This window comes from Pseudomonas sp. CM25 (assembly GCF_013179705.1).
Lineage (GTDB): Bacteria > Pseudomonadota > Gammaproteobacteria > Pseudomonadales > Pseudomonadaceae > Aquipseudomonas.
On record NZ_JABMCW010000094.1, the window covers coordinates 1 to 17692 of the forward strand.

14 protein-coding genes are annotated in these 17692 nt (G+C 62.0%); 12 read left to right on the forward strand and 2 right to left on the reverse strand.

From position 1 onward, the window contains the following. On the forward strand, positions 1-457 hold a 457-nt coding region (locus tag HP546_RS12555), incomplete at its 5' end, for a TOBE domain-containing protein (RefSeq protein ID WP_172225263.1). A gap of 36 nt (positions 458-493) precedes the next feature. Here HP546_RS12555 and ybaK read toward each other — a convergent pair. Continuing rightward, positions 494-964 (reverse strand): Cys-tRNA(Pro) deacylase, encoded by a 471-nt coding sequence (ybaK, locus tag HP546_RS12560; protein WP_105945838.1) that lies wholly within the window; start codon positions 962-964, stop codon positions 494-496. A 313-nt stretch (positions 965-1277) separates the two neighbouring features. Between ybaK and HP546_RS12565 the strand changes: the two genes are divergently transcribed. From HP546_RS12565 to glpD, 4 genes are all read left to right on the forward strand, one after another. After that, entirely contained in the window at positions 1278-2129 is an 852-nt protein-coding gene (locus tag HP546_RS12565; RefSeq protein ID WP_172225266.1) for an MIP/aquaporin family protein, read from the forward strand. Positions 2130-2180: 51 nt separating this feature from the next. Continuing rightward, positions 2181-3680, forward strand: a complete 1500-nt coding sequence (gene glpK, locus HP546_RS12570; RefSeq protein ID WP_172225269.1) for a glycerol kinase GlpK — start codon at positions 2181-2183, stop codon at positions 3678-3680. Between the two features lie 101 nt (positions 3681-3781). Then, positions 3782-4537, forward strand: coding sequence for a DeoR/GlpR family transcriptional regulator (locus HP546_RS12575; RefSeq protein WP_172225272.1), 756 nt, complete (start codon positions 3782-3784; stop codon positions 4535-4537). Between the two features lie 215 nt (positions 4538-4752). Further along, positions 4753-6291: a glycerol-3-phosphate dehydrogenase gene (gene glpD, locus HP546_RS12580; protein WP_172225275.1), complete on the forward strand. Its 1539-nt coding sequence runs from the start codon at positions 4753-4755 to the stop codon at positions 6289-6291. A 48-nt stretch (positions 6292-6339) separates the two neighbouring features. Here glpD and HP546_RS12585 read toward each other — a convergent pair whose 3' ends face one another. Then, entirely contained in the window at positions 6340-10479 is a 4140-nt protein-coding gene (locus tag HP546_RS12585) for an NEL-type E3 ubiquitin ligase domain-containing protein (protein WP_172225278.1), read from the reverse strand. A gap of 335 nt (positions 10480-10814) precedes the next feature. Here HP546_RS12585 and HP546_RS12590 point away from each other — a divergent pair, with 335 nt between their 5' ends. The 7 genes from HP546_RS12590 to HP546_RS12620 all read left to right on the forward strand — a co-directional run bounded on the left by HP546_RS12590 (position 10815) and on the right by HP546_RS12620 (position 17688). Beyond that, entirely contained in the window at positions 10815-11732 is a 918-nt protein-coding gene (locus HP546_RS12590) for a glutamate/aspartate ABC transporter substrate-binding protein (protein ID WP_172225281.1), read from the forward strand. Between the two features lie 142 nt (positions 11733-11874). After that, positions 11875-12621, forward strand: coding sequence for an amino acid ABC transporter permease (locus tag HP546_RS12595; protein WP_172225284.1), 747 nt, complete (start codon positions 11875-11877; stop codon positions 12619-12621). After that, a complete protein-coding gene (locus tag HP546_RS12600) occupies positions 12622-13293 on the forward strand; it encodes an amino acid ABC transporter permease (protein ID WP_172225287.1) in 672 nt (223 codons plus the stop codon). Further along, on the forward strand, positions 13290-14024 hold the full coding sequence (locus HP546_RS12605) for an amino acid ABC transporter ATP-binding protein (protein ID WP_172225290.1): 735 nt from the start codon (positions 13290-13292) through the stop codon (positions 14022-14024). The genes HP546_RS12600 and HP546_RS12605 overlap by 4 nt, the downstream gene beginning before the upstream one ends. 72 nt (positions 14025-14096) lie before the next feature. Then, positions 14097-16001, forward strand: a complete 1905-nt coding sequence (locus HP546_RS12610; RefSeq protein ID WP_172225293.1) for an ATP-binding protein — start codon at positions 14097-14099, stop codon at positions 15999-16001. After that, on the forward strand, positions 15998-17326 hold the full coding sequence (locus tag HP546_RS12615; RefSeq protein ID WP_172225296.1) for a sigma-54 dependent transcriptional regulator: 1329 nt from the start codon (positions 15998-16000) through the stop codon (positions 17324-17326). The genes HP546_RS12610 and HP546_RS12615 overlap by 4 nt, the downstream gene beginning before the upstream one ends. Positions 17327-17352: 26 nt before the next feature. Beyond that, on the forward strand, positions 17353-17688 hold the full coding sequence (locus HP546_RS12620; RefSeq protein ID WP_172225299.1) for a GlpM family protein: 336 nt from the start codon (positions 17353-17355) through the stop codon (positions 17686-17688). Positions 17689-17692 lie beyond the last annotated feature (4 nt).

Genomic DNA, 17692 nt, shown 5'->3' on the forward strand with positions numbered 1-17692 from the left:
GGACACGCCCTACAACCTTTATCACGAGCCGCAGACGCCGTTTGTGGCCAGCTTCATCGGCCAGGGCTACTTCATCCGTGGCCAGATGAGCAGCCACGAAGCAGTCAATACCGAGCTGGGTGAATTGCGCGGCAACCGCGCCTACATCATGGCGCCGGGCAGCTCGGTAGATGTGCTGTTGCGCCCGGACGATATCGTGCATGCGCCAGATAGCCAGCTGCGGGCGAGCATCGTCGGCAAGAGCTTTCTCGGGGCATCGACCCTGTATCGCCTGCAGTTGCCCACCGGCAGCCAGCTGGAGGCGATTTTCCCCAGCCATGTCGACCATCAGGTCGGCGGCGATGTGGGTATTGCGGTGAAGGCCGATCACCTCGTGCTGTTCCCGGTGCCGGGCAGTGTCGCGGCGCAGCTCCCGCGGCAGGAGAACGGGGTTCGTCGGCACAGCTCGGCGACCTGACTCGACATATGGGGCCGCTTGGCGGCCCCAAAAATCTCAGCCCCGGCCGATCCCGGCAAACTTGCCCTGGGTGTGCTCGGCCAGCACCACCGCCGCCAACTCCACTTCCAGCCCACGCCGTCCAGCACTGACATGGATGGTTGCAAAATTCTGCGCCGAGTCATCGATGAAGGTGCGCAGGCGCTTCTTTTGCCCAAGCGGGCTGATGCCGCCGACGAGGTAACCCGTGGCTCGCTGCGCCGCCGCCGGGTCAGCCATCTCGCACTTCTTCACCCCGGCAGCATGGGCCAGGGCCTTGAGGTCCAGCGTGCCCACCACCGGTACCACCGCTACAAGCAACTCGCCTTTCTCGCTGCTCGCCAGCAACGTCTTGAAAACCTGCTGTGGGTCGAGGCCAAGCTTTTCCGCTGCCTCCAGGCCGTAGGAGGCCGACTTCGGGTCATGTTCATAACTGTGCACGCGGTGTTCGGCGCGATGCTTTTTCAGCAGATCTAGGGCGGGGGTCATGCACGGGCTCCGGGCTGGGACGGCTCGGCGGCTACTTTAGGACAATTCCCACTTCCCAGCCAGCGCACCGCAATCGCGCCGTTCTACAACGCGGCTGCAACGGGGCTACGCAGTAGAAATACGCAGCCAGATCGTGACTGATCGTTCACTTTCGACCTTTGACATAAGCGTTTCTTGTCTATATTTTTTCGTTTCCGAATAAACGGTGCACTTTTAGCGTGCATTTCCTACATCTGCCTGGGGTCAAGGGGATAGACACCGGGCTTTGCTGTCGAGCGCCACGCGCCTCACAACAAAAAAAACGAGGTCATACATGACGACTGCTCTACGCCAACCCACGTTGTCCAGCCAATGCCTTGCCGAATTTCTCGGCACTGCCCTGCTGATCTTTTTCGGCACCGGCTGCGTCGCTGCGCTGAAGGTCGCGGGCGCCAGCTTTGGCTTGTGGGAAATCAGTATCATCTGGGGCGTTGGCGTCAGCATGGCCATCTACCTCACGGCCGGTATTTCCGGCGCTCACCTGAACCCGGCCGTGAGCATCGCCCTGACCCTGTTTGCCGACTTCGACAAGCGCAAGCTGCCTTTCTACATGCTGGCCCAGGTCTGCGGCGCGTTCTGTGGGGCGGCACTTGTCTACACGCTGTACAGCAGCCTGTTCTTCGATTTCGAACAGGCGCACAGCATGCTGCGCGGCAGCGAAGCCAGCCTGGAGCTGGCCTCGGTGTTCTCCACTTACCCGCATCCCTCGCTGTCCACCGGCCAGGCGTTCCTGGTGGAAGTGGTGATCACCGCCATCCTGATGGCCGTGATCATGGCCCTGACCGATGACAACAACGGCCTGCCGCGCGGCGCCATGGCCCCGCTGCTGATCGGCCTGCTGATTGCAGTGATCGGCAGCGCCATGGGCCCGTTGACCGGCTTCGCCATGAACCCGGCCCGCGATTTCGGGCCAAAACTCATGACCTTCCTGGCCGGTTGGGGCGAAGTCGCCTTCACGGGTGGACGAGACATCCCTTACTTCCTGGTTCCGCTGTTCGCACCGATCCTTGGCGCCTGCCTGGGTGCCGCGACCTATCGTGGCCTGATTGCCCGCAACCTGCCAACGGCAACAGCCGCAAACCCTGAGACAAATGACAATCGCCAGGGCGATACTCAAGTCAATTGATGCCGGCATCACGCCCAGCCCTGACCCCCTATTCATGCAAGGCCTAAGACCATGACAGACACCCAGGACAAGAACTACATCATCGCCCTGGACCAGGGCACCACCAGTTCGCGAGCGATCATCTTCGATCGTGACGCCAATGTGGTGGGCACCTCCCAGCGCGAGTTCGCCCAGCACTATCCGCAGGCGGGCTGGGTCGAACACGACCCGATGGAAATCTTCGCCACCCAGAGCGCGACCATGGTTGAGGCCTTGGCCCAGGCAGGTATAAGCCACGCACAGGTTGCCGCACTGGGTATCACCAACCAGCGCGAAACCACCGTGGTGTGGGACAAGGAAACCGGTCGCCCGGTGTACAACGCGGTAGTCTGGCAGTGCCGCCGAAGCACTGAGATATGTGCCCAGCTCAAGCGTGACGGCCATGAAGACTATATTCGCGAAACCACCGGCCTGGTCACCGACCCGTACTTCTCCGGTACCAAGCTGAAGTGGATCCTCGACAATGTCGAAGGTGCCCGCGAACGCGCCGAGCGTGGCGAACTGCTGTTCGGCACCATCGATACCTGGCTCATCTGGAAGTTCTCCGGTGGCAAGGTGCACGTCACTGACTACACCAACGCCTCGCGCACGCTGATGTTCAACATCCATAGCCTGCAATGGGACGACAAGCTCCTGGAAATCCTCGGTATCCCGCGGCAGATGCTGCCCGAGGTGCGCCCTTCCTCGGAAGTGTACGGTCACACCAAGAGCGGGATTGCCATTGCCGGTATCGCCGGCGACCAGCAATCTGCCCTGTTCGGCCAGATGTGCGTAGAGCCAGGCCAGGCCAAGAACACCTACGGCACCGGTTGCTTCCTGCTGATGAACACCGGCGACAAGGCTGTGAAATCGTCCCATGGCCTGCTCACCACCATCGCCTGTGGCCCCCGTGGCGAAGTGGCCTATGCGCTGGAAGGTGCCGTGTTCAACGGCGGCTCAACCGTACAGTGGCTGCGTGACGAGCTGAAAATCGTCAATGACGCGCTGGATACCGAGTATTTCGCCAGCAAGGTCAAGGACAGCAACGGCGTGTATCTGGTCCCGGCCTTCACCGGCCTGGGTGCACCGTACTGGGACCCGTACGCCCGCGGGGCGCTGTTCGGCCTGACCCGCGGGGTGAAGGTGGATCACATCATCCGCGCCGCGCTGGAGTCGATCGCCTATCAGACTCGCGATGTGCTCGACGCAATGCAACAGGACTGCGGCCAGCGCCTGTCGGAACTGCGTGTGGACGGTGGCGCGGTCGCCAACAATTTCCTCATGCAGTTCCAGGCCGACATCCTCGGTACCTGCGTGGAGCGGCCGAAGATGCGCGAGACTACCGCCCTTGGTGCTGCCTACCTGGCCGGCCTGGCCTGCGGCTTCTGGAGCGGCCTGGACGAACTGCGCGACAAGGCAATCATCGAGCGCGAATTCAGCCCGCAACTGGATCAGGCGCAGAAAGAAAAGCTGTATGCCGGCTGGAAAAAGGCCGTCGAACGTACCCGTGACTGGGAAGATCACGAGGCGTAACACGACGTGGGGCCGTCACGCGGCCCCAATCGTCTACTGGCTGTCATCCGCTTCCTACGGCATCATTGCAGAATTTGTCCGGCTGCCCCAAAGGACCGCCCATGAATCTGCCTCCCCGCCAACAACAAATCCTCGAACTGGTGCGCGAGCGCGGTTACGTCAGTATCGAAGAAATGGCGCAGCTGTTTGTCGTTACGCCGCAAACCATCCGCCGTGATATCAATCAACTGGCCGAACTCAACCTGCTGCGCCGTTACCACGGGGGTGCAGCGTATGATTCGAGCATCGAAAACACTGCCTATGCCATGCGCGCTGACCAGATGCGCGACGAAAAGCAACGCATCGCCGAAGCCGTGGCCCGGCAGATTCCCGACCATGCCTCGCTGTTCATCAACATTGGTACCACCACCGAATCCATTGCCCGGGCGCTGCTCAACCACAATCACCTCAAGGTCATCACCAACAACCTGCACGTGGCAGCGATCCTGGCCGCCAAGGAAGATTTCGAAGTGTTGATCGCGGGTGGCACGGTGCGCCGAGATGGCGGCGTGGTCGGCCAGGCCAGCGTCGATTTCATCAGCCAGTTCAAGGTCGATTTCGCCCTGGTGGGCATCAGTGGCATCGATGAGGACGGCAGCTTGCTGGACTTCGATTACCAGGAAGTACGGGTATCCCAGGCCATCATCGCCAATGCCCGCCAGGTGGTCCTTGCGGCCGACTCGAGCAAATTCGGGCGCAATGCCATGGTGCGCCTGGGGTCGATCAGCCTGGTCGATTGCCTGGTCACCGACCAGCCGCCGACGGACGGTCTCGGTCAGTTGCTTACCCAGTACAAAGTCCGGGTTGAGGTGGTTTGAGGCGTGCTGTGGGGCGGCGCTCGATCGGTCAGGCGCCACACCTGCGAAACGGGACACCCCGAACGCGAAAATTTTCGTAAATGTTCACTTTCCTGTCATCTGATCAGTTTTTTCTATAAAGACTGACTGGCGACCGGCTTCCTGTTGCGCTAATATTTTCGGAAACGAACATAAATGTTCATATTCGCTATGAACAGCCTCAGGAGGCCTTGCCCGTGTCCCAGCCCGTTCCGTCCCAGCCCCCCATCGCCGACTGCTATGACCTCGCCGTGATCGGCGGCGGCATCAATGGCGTGGGCATCGCTGCCGACGCCGCCGGGCGCGGCCTGAAGGTATTCCTTTGCGAAAAGGATGATCTGGCCCAGCACACCTCTTCTGCGAGCAGCAAGCTGATCCACGGCGGCCTGCGCTATCTGGAGCACTACGAGTTCCGCCTGGTGCGTGAAGCACTGGCCGAGCGTGAAGTGCTGCTGGCCAAGGCGCCGCATATCGTCAGGCCGATGCGCTTCGTGCTGCCGCACCGCCCGCACTTGCGCCCTGCCTGGATGATCCGCGCCGGCCTGTTCCTCTACGATAACCTGGGCAAACGCAAGCGCCTGGGCGCTTCGCGTAGCCTGCGATTCGGCCCGGGCTACCCGCTCAAGCCTCCCATCACCCGCGGTTTCGAATATGCCGACTGTGCGGTGGATGACGCCCGCCTGGTGGTGCTCAATGCCATGGCGGCCCGCGAGCACGGTGCACATGTGCATACCCGTACCCGCTGTTTGCGCGCCGAGCGTATCGATGGGCTGTGGCAGGTGGACCTGCAGCACGCCGATGGCAGCCTGCAAAGCATTCGCGCCCGTGCCCTGGTCAACGCCGCCGGCCCGTGGGTCGCCAGCTTCATCAAGGACGACCTGAAGCTTGAGGCGCCTTACGGTATCCGCCTGATCCAGGGCAGCCACATCATCGTGCCGCGGCTGTATGAAGGCGAACACGCCTACATCCTGCAGAACGAAGACCAGCGTATTGTCTTCTGCATTCCTTACCTGGAACGCTTTACCCTGATTGGCACCACCGACCGGGAATACAGCGGTGACCCCGCACAGGTGAAGATCACGGAGCAAGAAACCGACTACTTGCTGAAAGTGGTGAATGAGCACTTTAACCATCAGCTCGGCCGCAGCGATATCCAGCACACGTATTCTGGGGTTCGGCCGCTGTGCAACGACGAATCGGACAACCCGTCAGCCGTCACCCGTGACTACACCCTGGCCTTGTCTGCAGGTGAAGGCCAGGCGCCTCTTTTGTCGGTATTCGGTGGCAAGCTCACCACCTACCGCAAGCTCGCCGAATCGGCGATGGCCGAGTTGAAGCCGTATTTTGCCCAAATGAGCGCAAGCTGGACTGCTACGTCCGCGCTCCCGGGCGGCGAGGAAATGACTACGCCCCAGGCGCTGGTCGACGCAATTCTGGCTCGCTGTGGCTGGTTGCCAGCCGACATCGCCAAACGCTGGGCGGTCACCTATGGCAGCCGCGTCTGGCAGTTGCTCGAAGGCGTGCACGGGCCGCAGGACCTCGGGGCATCCATCGGCGGTGGTCTGTTCTGCCGCGAGGTGGATTACCTGCGCAGCAGCGAATGGGCCAGCACTGCCGAGGACATTCTCTGGCGTCGTACCAAGCTGGGTCTTTTCACTACCGCACAGGAGCAGCAGGCCTTGAAAGACTACCTGCAGCGGCTCGAAGAGAACCAGGCGCGCACTCACGCCGCCTGATTCACAATGGGTTACGCCGCAGCACTGGAAACCAGATGCTGCGGTTGGTCACGACCGGCTCATCCGCTCCCAGGCCTCCCTGGCCAATGTGCGGATGAGCACCTCCTCTTCCGCTTGCAGAGCGTGCATCAAAATATCGGCGCCTTCGAGATAGACCTGATCGCCTTCGGTATGCGCTCTCCCCTCCAGCTCGACCAGCTGTGCATGGTAAGGCTCGGCAAGCGCTTCGAAACGCTCGGTATAATGCCTGCGCACATAACGCTGCCAGAACGGGCGTTGAACCAGCGAATCGAGAACTTGCTCAGGGGTTTCGTGTTGCAATACATCGACCTGGGCTTTGACCAGGTCGGCCTCACCTACCTGTGCCACGGATGCGTAATGCATTTCGTCCGCATGCACGGGCAACTCCAGCACTCGAGCAAGCTGGTTGCGGAAGTACAAGCGCACTTCAACCTCGTCAACGTTACGCGCTCCTTGGTTGCGTAGCCGCTCGACATGTCGAGCGGCGATGGTATCGACGCGGTCAAGACGATGCAGCTGTCGCCCCAACTCAACCAGGCGCTGCTCCACCATGGCCGCTGGCAGCCCGGAAATTCCGCGCTGCACCAGCACACCTACCTCCAGCTGGTTGAGCAGGTACAACAGGCGATCCTCGCAGGTGAGCACGCTGCCAACTTCGCGGAAAATCGCTTCGCGTAGCTCCTCGCTCTGTTCACAGGCTTCAAGGATGCTCCATATACGCCTGCGATAAAGAGCTGAACTCTCGGCAAAGTCCTCAGAATGAGTGAGTTCGGCGAGAAATCTGAACAAGTCTTCGGAGCCTGGCTCGCTGGAAAGACGGTTCCATATCCCCTCGCGTCGCAGGCGTCGCTGTACCTGGCGGCTTTCTACCAGCGCTTCACGCACCTCACCATCGGCCTGGGCATGCTGGCGGGCAGGACGGCCGCGCGCCCCGCCCTGACTCTGCCCCCCCGCCCGCACTTGCTCGAGGTAATTGCGGCTGGTGTCGTTCAACGGGTTGTCATGCAGCTCTAATTGCTGCAGCCGGCGCGTAAGCCCATGCACCTCGTCTTGCAGCTCGGTAATGCGGTTATCACGCAAGTCCACCAGCGCCCGCCACGAAGCCCGCTCCAGTAACTGACGGATATCGACCTGTCCAGTAGAGCGCAGGTACAGGTGACGCACGTGGCGCAAGCCGGAGAGGTCCGGCGCCTGCAATTCGGGGTTGAAACTCAGTTCGATGGACTCGAGCAGTGACAACTGAGCCAGCTGTCGATTGCCAATAGCGTCGATGGTTATGCGGTTGTTGGAAAGGTCGATCCTGCGCAACTGCACCAGCCGCTCAATGCCTGCTGGAATGGCCGTAAGCCTGTTATTGCTGAGATCAAGCTCGACAATGTTGGGAAAGCGACGAAGGAAGTCCTCATCAATTGTCTGCAGCCCCATGTCCCGCAGTACCAGCCGCCTGACATGGGCGAAGTCGACGCCTTCGGGCAACGTGGGCAAGCCGGCGATGTGCTCGCCGCTGATGAGCAGTTCGTAATGATCATTCACATCAACCAGCTTGCGCCGCCAGCTACGTCGCAGTGTGTCGGCAACACGCCTGCGACGTAGCGCTTCCACCGGAGTACTCCATGCGGCTTGCCACTCGGTCAACGCGTTTCGCAAGCTCTCGAGCTGGCGTTGCAACGCCAGGTAATGATCCCAGATATTTACTCCCCGGGCCCGCACTGCAGCCAGGTAGGCATCCAGTTGCAGTTCGCTGAGTGTCGGGAAGATCTGATGAATGCCACGCCTGATCGCCTGGTAGCTGCTTTCCCCGCCTCTTCCGCTCAGTGAATAGCCCAAGCGGCCGTCGGCAAAACGTCGCGGCGGCCGCAGGCGCGTCTCGGCAGCAGGCAACCCCATGGTCTGCGCAGCCAGATCCCGGTCCCCCTTGGCTTGTTCCAGAAGCCACGCGCGCAATTGCTTCACGGTGAGGCCGGGATCGCCTAAAACGGCTTTCTGACTGCCATCCAGGCATTCAAGCACCACCTTGAGCAGCGGCTCCTCCAGCGTGGCGGCAGCCTCTGCGAAGCGGTACCGCCATTCGTTCCTGACCACGATCCGGGTCAGCTCACTGCCGCCATCACCGGTGGCGAACAACACCGGCCCTTGCGAACTGCCCTCTCGCAACTCGATGCGCACGTTATCCGGCCAGGGCGCCTTGCGGGCAAGAAGCCCGAATACCAGGCTTTCACTGTCGACGTTGATCGCCTGCGGCAATCTGATCCCCAGGCAGGCACGGTCCAGGCGGCTCTCGCGCACAGACCAGCGCGCACGCTCGGCCAGGCTCAAAGGGATTGGCTTGCCCGGGCCGAGGCGTTCGAGCAAAGCACTGCTCGAATGATCGATGACTTCCTGGGCGGCTCGCGGGCTCAGCCCTTTGAAAGCAGCCATCAGCAAGGCCTGCTGCTCAGTGGCTGGTTCACGCAGGCCGTCCAGTGCCTGCTCGAACGCTGCGCCCGTCAGGGTGGGGTCGCTTTTATGCAGTTGCCAGCGCTCGTGGGCATCGAGCAAGCGAGCAGGCGCTGGCGCATTTTCCACTCGCAACCGGCGAACTCGCTCCAGGTCAAGGCCAGTAACGCGTAACAGGTCCAGGGCATCGTCCGAGATCAGGCGGGAAAGTGCCGCAGGCTGCAGGTCTTGCAGCAATACGGCCGAGTTGCTCTCCATGTGCGGCAGATCCCGCTCGAACCCCAGTTTCACCACGCCGTCCCGGAACCTTGGAACAAGCTCATCGACAAACGGGGTACGCGTTATGGTGTGAATCGCGCCTGCAGTAGCACCGGCAACCACCAGCGCTTGCGCCACGTCGAACAGGTGACCCAGAGCTGCCTGGCGGTCGCCCAGGCGCCAGTCCTGATAGCCCTCATAGATGCCATCGAGCAATTGCGCCGCACTGACCACCAGCATCAGCTCACCCAGCACAGGCACGAAAAGGCCTGCCCAGCCCAACAGGTCCAGCCAGGCCGATACCATGCTGCGCAGCCGCTCATGGCGGGCGGCCAGGTCCTCATCGCCGGTCGGTACAGCCAGGTAGCGGGCGTCGGCAAAAATCTTGTCTATCTGCTGAGTGCCTGCGTAGGCAAACAACGGCTTGTCGATGCTCAGGTTGCGCCCGTCCAGCTCGATGGCCGCTTTGCTTGCATCCTTCGCCAGCAGCGCTCCCACCGCCTTGTTGAATGCGGGCCGATCCTGCGCCCGGATGAACCGGCCGAAGAATTCCCGGTACGCAGACGCACGCAGTGCCAACCCGATCGCCTCGTACAACGCCTGCCAGGAAGCATGTCGGAACAATGCCTGGCCAGGGCTGCCAGGGATCCAGGCGATCACGCTTTCCAGGCTGTCATCCACCTTGCGCCGGATCTCCACCGTGATCACGCCGACGATGCGTTTGCCCAGCAGGTAAAGCTGGCGGGGCGTGACCGACGACGAGGGCGCGGCGATAGCAGGCTGCGATGTGAAGAAGGCTGACATGCAGTCATGTTCGAAACTGCTCAATTGCCCCTTGAAGACGCCTTCACGTACCGCGACATCCAGCCGCGACCGCAGCGCATTCTCGAACAGTTCCTCTACCTCTCGGCGCGCCTGTGCCGTGGTCTGGCCACGACCTGAGCGGGTCGGTCGCAGCACCGACATCAGTTTCGCCTGGTAGCGCGCCCCGATATCCAGCGTGCGACACAGACCGGCGAAGCGCTCGAAACTCAGCGGCAGGCGCTCTCCCCGCTCGCCGGTCAGGTGGGCGTGGCGATGGATGGAGGGCTGCAGCTCATCGCTGGCGAAGTTATGCATTGCGGCCGCAAGCAGACTTTGCCGAGAGCTGAAGGTCACCATGGGCTGGTAGAGCTTTTCGGCAGCAGACGGATACTGGATATCCTGCGTGATCACGACCTTCATCACACGCACGTCGCCCACCAGCCCCTGCTCACGTAACGCCGCCTCCAGTAATGGCGCTGCGAACGCATCAAGCGCGGGAATATCTGCAAAGAAACGCTGCATGCGCTCCGCGCAGGCTTGCTGTGCGTGCATTGCCTGGCGCAGTGCAAGGACTTGCTCCTCCCAGCCGTTGGTCATCCACGCGGGTAATTGCCGGGCTATCAGGTGATCTACCGAACCGGTGGGTATTACGTTGCTTGGCGGCGCCATGGCTGGCCTCCATGAGTTGGGCCTGCCAGAACATCACGTACCGGGATCAGTTCAGCGGTAGATAGATCCTACCCACTGCAAGGCGCGAGCACTCATTCGGATTGCCGAACGATGATCGAGCCATCATTCGGAAAGCCGTACCAAGCGCCGCAACATCTAATGGTCAAAAAAGATTAATTCCCAGTGTTTACACAGCGTTATGATCTGAACCAGAGCTTGGCACGACTCATGCTCTACACTTGGTAGCCGAATGCACCCGCTTCATGCGGTATTCGTTGAACGAAAGAGTCCGCCAACGGCTCCATAAAAAAAACAAACACGTCGAGGGAAATTTGATGCGTATCGTTCGTCAATTGCTGGGCGCCGCCATCGCGGCTGCAGTCATCGCTTCGCCGGCCATGGCCGAGGAGCTCACCGGCACCCTGAAGAAGATCAAGGACTCAGGCACCATCACCCTGGGGCACCGCGACTCCTCCATTCCGTTTTCCTACCTGGCCGGCAAGCCCGAGCCCGTGGGCTACTCGCATGACATCCAGCTGGCTGTCGTCGACGCCCTGAAGAAGCAACTGGGTACGGACATCAAGGTCAAGTACAACCTGGTCACCTCCCAGACCCGCATCCCGCTGGTGCAGAACGGCACCGTCGACCTGGAATGCGGCTCCACCACCAACAACGTCGAGCGCCAGCAGCAAGTCGGCTTCACCGTGGGCATCTTTGAAGTCGGTACCCGCCTGCTGACCAAGGTCAAGGACGGTCAGCCAGCCTACAAGGACTTCCCGGACCTGGCTGGCAAAAACGTCGTGACCACCGCAGGCACCACTTCCGAGCGCCTGCTCAAGGCCATGAACGCTGACAAGCAGATGAAGATGAACGTGATTTCCGCCAAGGACCACGGTGAAGCCTTCAACATGCTCGAAAGCGGCCGCGCCGTGGCCTTCATGATGGACGACGCACTGCTCGCCGGCGAAATGGCCAAGGCGCGCAAGCCTGCTGACTGGGTTATCACCGGTACCCCACAATCGTACGAAATCTACGGCTGCATGGTGCGCAAGGATGACGCGGCATTCAAGAAAGCGGTGGATGACGCCATCGTCGGCTATTTCAAGTCGGGCGAAGTCAACAAAAGCTACGACAAGTGGTTCAACCAGCCGATCCCGCCAAAGGGCTTGAACCTGAGCTTCCCGATGAGCGACGAGCTGAAAAAGCTGATCGCCGAGCCGACCGACAAGGCAGCGGACGAGAAGAAATCCTGACCCCCAGCCAGTGGCCTGATGCGCTGCAAAGCGCGAATTAAACCTGCAGGCCACCCGTTAGTGTCTAACCTTTCATCCGAGGGCGTTGCGCCCTCGGATGTTGGAAGGTGCCCGTGAAACAACCGTCTGAGGGGAAATCCCGATGAATTACAACTGGGACTGGGGCGTGTTCTTCAAGTCCACCGGCGTGGGCAGCGAAACCTATCTGGACTGGTACATCACCGGTCTGGGCTGGACCATCGCCATCGCCATTTCCGCCTGGATCATCGCCTTGCTACTGGGGTCGGTGCTGGGCGTCATGCGTACGGTGCCAAACCGGCTGGTGTCGGGTATTGCCACCGCTTACGTGGAACTGTTCCGCAACGTGCCACTGCTGGTACAGCTGTTCATCTGGTACTTCCTGGTGCCGGACCTGCTGCCCGAAGGCCTGCAGGAATGGTTCAAGCAAGACCTGAACCCGACCACTTCGGCGCTGATCAGCGTGGTTGTCTGCCTCGGCCTGTTCACCGCCGCCCGTGTTTGCGAGCAGGTGCGGACCGGCATCCAGGCGCTGCCCCGTGGCCAGGAAGCCGCCGCCAGGGCCATGGGCTTCAGCCTGTCGCAGATCTACACCAATGTGCTGCTGCCGCAGGCCTACCGGATCATCATTCCGCCGCTTACGTCAGAATTCCTCAACGTGTTCAAGAACTCCTCGGTGGCGTCGCTGATCGGCCTGATGGAGCTTCTGGCGCAGACCAAGCAAACGGCCGAGTTCTCCGCCAACCTGTTCGAGGCCTTCACCTTGGCCACGCTGATCTACTTCACCCTGAACATGGGCCTGATGCTGCTGATGCGTATGGTCGAGAAGAAAGTCGCCGTGCCCGGCCTGATTTCCGTGGGGGGCAAATAAATGGAAATGGATTTCAGCGAAATCATCCCGGCCCTGCCTGCCCTCTGGGACGGCATGATCATGACCTTGCAGCTGATGGCCATGGGCGTGGTCGGCGGTATCGTGCTCGGTACCATCCTGGCCCTGATGCGCCTGTCGTCCAGCAAGCTGATGTCGCGGGTAGCCGGCGCCTACGTCAACTACTTCCGCTCCATCCCGTTGCTGCTGGTGATCACCTGGTTCTACCTGGCGGTACCCTTCGTGCTGCGCTGGATCACTGGCGAAGACACCCCGGTCGGGGCCTTCACCTCGTGCGTGGTCGCGTTCATGATGTTCGAGGCCGCGTACTTCTGCGAAATCGTCCGTGCCGGCGTGCAGTCGATCTCCAAGGGCCAGATGGGCGCCGCCCAGGCCCTGGGCATGACCTACAGCCAGACCATGCGCCTGATCATCCTGCCGCAGGCATTCCGCAAGATGACCCCGCTGCTGCTGCAGCAGAGCATCATCCTGTTCCAGGACACCTCGCTGGTGTACACCGTGGGCCTGGTGGACTTCCTCAACTCGGCACGCTCCAACGGCGACATCATCGGGCGCTCCCATGAGTTCCTGATCTTCGCCGGTGTCGTGTACTTCATCATCAGCTTCTCCGCTTCGTGGCTGGTCAAGCGCCTGCAAAAAAGGATCACCGTATGATTTCCATCAAGAACGTCAACAAGTGGTACGGCGACTTCCAGGTGCTGACCGACTGCACCACCGAGGTGAAAAAGGGTGAAGTGGTGGTGGTCTGCGGCCCTTCGGGCTCGGGCAAATCCACCCTGATCAAGTGCGTCAACGCGCTGGAGCCGTTCCAGAAAGGCGATATCGTGGTCGACGGTACCTCGATCGCCGACCCAAAGACCAACCTGCCCAAGCTGCGCTCGCGGGTGGGCATGGTGTTTCAGCACTTCGAGCTGTTCCCGCACCTGACCATCACCGAAAACCTGACCATTGCCCAACGCAAGGTCCTGGGCCGCAGCGAAGCGGAAGCGACCAAGAAGGGCCTGGCCCTGCTCGAGCGCGTCGGCCTCAGCGCCCACGCCAAGAAGCATCCGGGCCAGTTGTCCGGCGGGCAGCAGCAGCGCGTGGCCATCGCCCGCGCGCTGTCGATGGACCCGATCGTCATGCTGTTCGACGAACCAACCTCGGCGCTGGACCCGGAAATGGTCAACGAAGTGCTGGACGTGATGGTCGAGCTGGCCCACGAGGGCATGACCATGATGTGCGTGACCCACGAAATGGGCTTTGCCCGCAAGGTGGCCAACCGCGTGATCTTCATGGACAAGGGCAACATCATCGAGGACTGCCAGAAGGAAGCCTTCTTCGGTGACCCGACGGCCCGCCACGAACGCACCCAGCACTTCCTCAGCAAGATCCTGCAACACTGATTTTGCTTCACTGAAACGGTCGGCGCCGCTGCCTTTCGGGCAGCAGGCGCTGGTCGTGACAAGGCCACTGTGATGAAATGCGACCCTTCGCTTCTTCTCCCTGCCAAGCCTGCCGTGAATTCCCGCCTGATACGCCAATTGCTGATACCGCCACTGATCATCCTGCTGATGGTCGGGCTGGGCCTGGCTGGCTATCTGATCAGCGAAAGCAACGGCATCCGCAGCCTCAGCGAAAATGGCGAACGCCAGCTGGAGCTGCACGCGCGCACGGTAGAGAGCGAAATCAGCAAGTACACCTACCTGCCGAGCCTGCTGGAGCTCGAAGACAGCGTCTCGCACTTGCTCACCGAACCTGACGGTGGCTCGCGACAGGCAGTCAACGAATACCTTGAAGGCCTGAACCGGCGCAGCCGCAGCCGGGCCATCTTCGTCCTCGATACCAATGGACGGGTGCAGGCCACCAGCAACTGGCGCGATGCCGACTCGTTCCTGGGTGAAGACCTGTCGTTCCGCGCCTACTTCCAGACCGCCGTGCGTGGGGAGCCCGGGCGCTTCTACGGCATCGGCAGCACCACGGGCGAAGCCGGTTACTACCTGGCCCACGGCCTGGAAGAACACGGCAAGATCATTGGCGTGGCGGTGATCAAGGTGCGCCTGGACACCCTGGAGGAGCGTTGGCAGCGTGCCCGCCTGGAAGCCTTCGTCAGCGACGAGAACGGCATCATCATCCTTTCCAGCGACCCGGCCCGGCGCCTGAAGTCGGTGCGTCCGCTGACCCCGCAAATCAAGGAGCGCCTGGCGCGCAGCCTGCAGTATTACTGGTGGCCGCTGAACGAGTTGCAACCCTTGGCCCGGGAAACCCTGGCCGACGGCGTCGAAAAGCTGACCTTCCCGGCCAACACTGAAACCGCCCAGAGCAAGCCCCACGAAGTGGCGTACCTGGCCCAGACCCGCCGCCTGGCCGATACCCCCTGGCACTTCACCCTCCTGACCCCGCTGCAGGACTTGCGCCGCGAATCCATGGTGCAAGGCATCCTGGTAGGCGTGGCCTTCGCCTTGCTGGCCATCCTCGGCATTGCCTGGAACGAGCGGCGCAAGGTCATCGCCACCCGCCTGGCCGCCCGCGAGGCGCTGGAAGAAGCCAACAGTCAGCTGGAGCGGCGAATCGCCGAACGCACCGCCGACCTGCGCGCCAGCAACGAACGCCTGAAAGGCCAGATTCGCGAGCGCCGGCATGCCGAGCAGACCCTGCGCCACGCCCAGGACGAGCTGGTACAGGCCGGCAAGCTGGCGGCCATCGGGCAGATGTCCACCAGCATCGCCCACGAGCTGAACCAGCCGCTGGCCGCGCTGCGCACCTTGTCCGGCAACACCGTGCGTTTCCTGGAACGCGGGGCGCTGGACACTGCCAGTACCAACCTGCGCACCATGAATGACCTGATCGACCGCATGGGCCGCATCACCGCCAGCCTGCGCTCGTTTGCCCGGCGCGGTGACGACAGCGGCCAGGCCTCGCTGGCCAAGGCGGTGGAAGCCACCTTGCAGGTGCTGGCCAACCGCATCAGCGCTTGCCACCTGCAATTGCATCACCAGTTCGAGGACCAACAACTGGCCATCGACCAGACCCGCCTGGAGCAGATCCTGGTCAACCTGATCGGCAACGCCCTGGATGCCATGGCCGCGCAGCCGTCGCCCGAGCTGTGGCTGGAAGGCGAACTGCAGGGCGACAAGTACCGTTTGCAAGTGCGCGACAATGGTCACGGCATCGACGCAGAAGCGCGCAAGCACCTGTTCGAACCGTTCTTCACCACCAAACCGGGCGAGCATGGCCTGGGCCTGGGCCTGACCCTGTCGGCGAGCCTTGCGGCGGCCGCCAAGGGCAGCCTCAACGTCGAGCACCCCGCCACTGGCGGCACGGCCTTTGTCCTGGCCTTGCCGCTGGTCTCCCCCCCTAGCGAATTGGCAGAGCACCCATGAACCAAGCGCCTCTTACTGTCCTGATCGTCGAAGACGACCCGCATGTGCTGCTCGGCTGCCAACAGGCACTGGCCCTGGAGGACATCGCCTGCGAAGGTGTGGGCAGCGCCGAACAGGCGCTGGAGCGCATCGGCGAGGATTTCGCCGGCATCGTCGTCAGCGACATCCGCTTGCCAGGCATCGATGGCCTGGAGCTGCTTAACCGCCTGAAGGCCCGTGACCGCAGCCTGCCGGTGGTGCTGATCACCGGCCACGGCGATATCGACATGGCGGTAGGCGCCATGCGCAACGGCGCCTATGACTTCATGGAAAAGCCGTTTTCCCCGGAACGCCTGGTCGACGTGGTGCGCCGCGCACTGGAACACCGTGGCCTGTCCCGCGAAGTGGTGGCCTTGCGCCGGCAACTGGCCGAACAGAGCAGCCTGGAGGGGCGCATCATTGGCCGCTCATCGGCCATGCAGGACTTGCGCGAACTGATTGTCAACGTTGCCGATACCTCGGCCAACGTGCTGATCGAAGGCGAAACCGGCACCGGCAAGGAGCTGGTCGCCCGCTGCCTGCACGACTTCAGCCGCCGCCAGGGGCAGCCGTTCGTGGCGCTGAACTGTGGCGGCCTGCCAGAAAACCTGTTCGAGAGCGAGATATTCGGCCACGAGGCCAATGCGTTCACCGGTGCCGGTAAACGCCGCATCGGCAAGATCGAACACGCCAACGGTGGCACGCTGTTCCTCGATGAAGTGGAGAGCATGCCGATCAACCTTCAGATCAAGCTGCTGCGCGTGCTGCAAGAGCGCACCCTGGAGCGGCTGGGCTCGAACCAGAGCATCCCGGTGGACTGCCGGGTGATCGCTGCGACCAAGGCCGACCTCGACACCCTGGGCCAGACTGGCCAGTTCCGCAGCGACCTGTACTACCGGCTGAACGTGGTCACCCTGGAGCTGCCCCCGCTGCGCGAGCGCCGTGAAGATATCCTGCAGCTGTTCGAACACTTCCTGCAGCAGTCGGCCCTGCGCTTCGACCGCGAGATGCCAACGCTGGACAGCCAGACGCTGTCACGCCTGATGGCCCACGACTGGCCGGGCAACGTGCGCGAGTTGCGCAACGTGGCCGAACGCTATGCGCTCGGCCTGCCAGCATTCAAGAAAGGCCCCAGCGGGGCCGCCAGCCAGGGCCTGGGCTTTGCCGAGGCCGTGGAAGCGTTCGAGCGCAACCTGCTGAGTGATGCCCTGCAGCGCACCGGTGGCAACCTCAGCCAGGCCAGCCAGGAGCTGGGCATGGCCAAGACCACGCTGTTCGACAAAGTTAAAAAATACGGCCTCGGCTGACCCCGCACCCTGACCTGGAAGACGATGTGGACCTGGTATTCAAAGCTGCCCTTGGCGCTGGCGTGGTACTGCTGCTGGCGATGCTGTCGAAGACGCGCAACTACTACATCGCCGGGCTGGTACCGCTGTTCCCCACCTTTGCGCTGATTGCCCACTACATTGTCGGCAAGGGGCGCAGCATTGCCGACCTGAAGACCACCATCCTGTTTGGCATGTGGTCGATCATTCCGTACTTCGTGTACCTGGCGACCCTGTATGTGCTGGTCGACCGCCTGCGCCTGGAGGCGTCGCTGGCGCTGGCCACGGTGGCCTGGCTGATGGCCGCGACCGTGCTGGTGACCTTGTGGCTGCGGATGCACTGAGGGC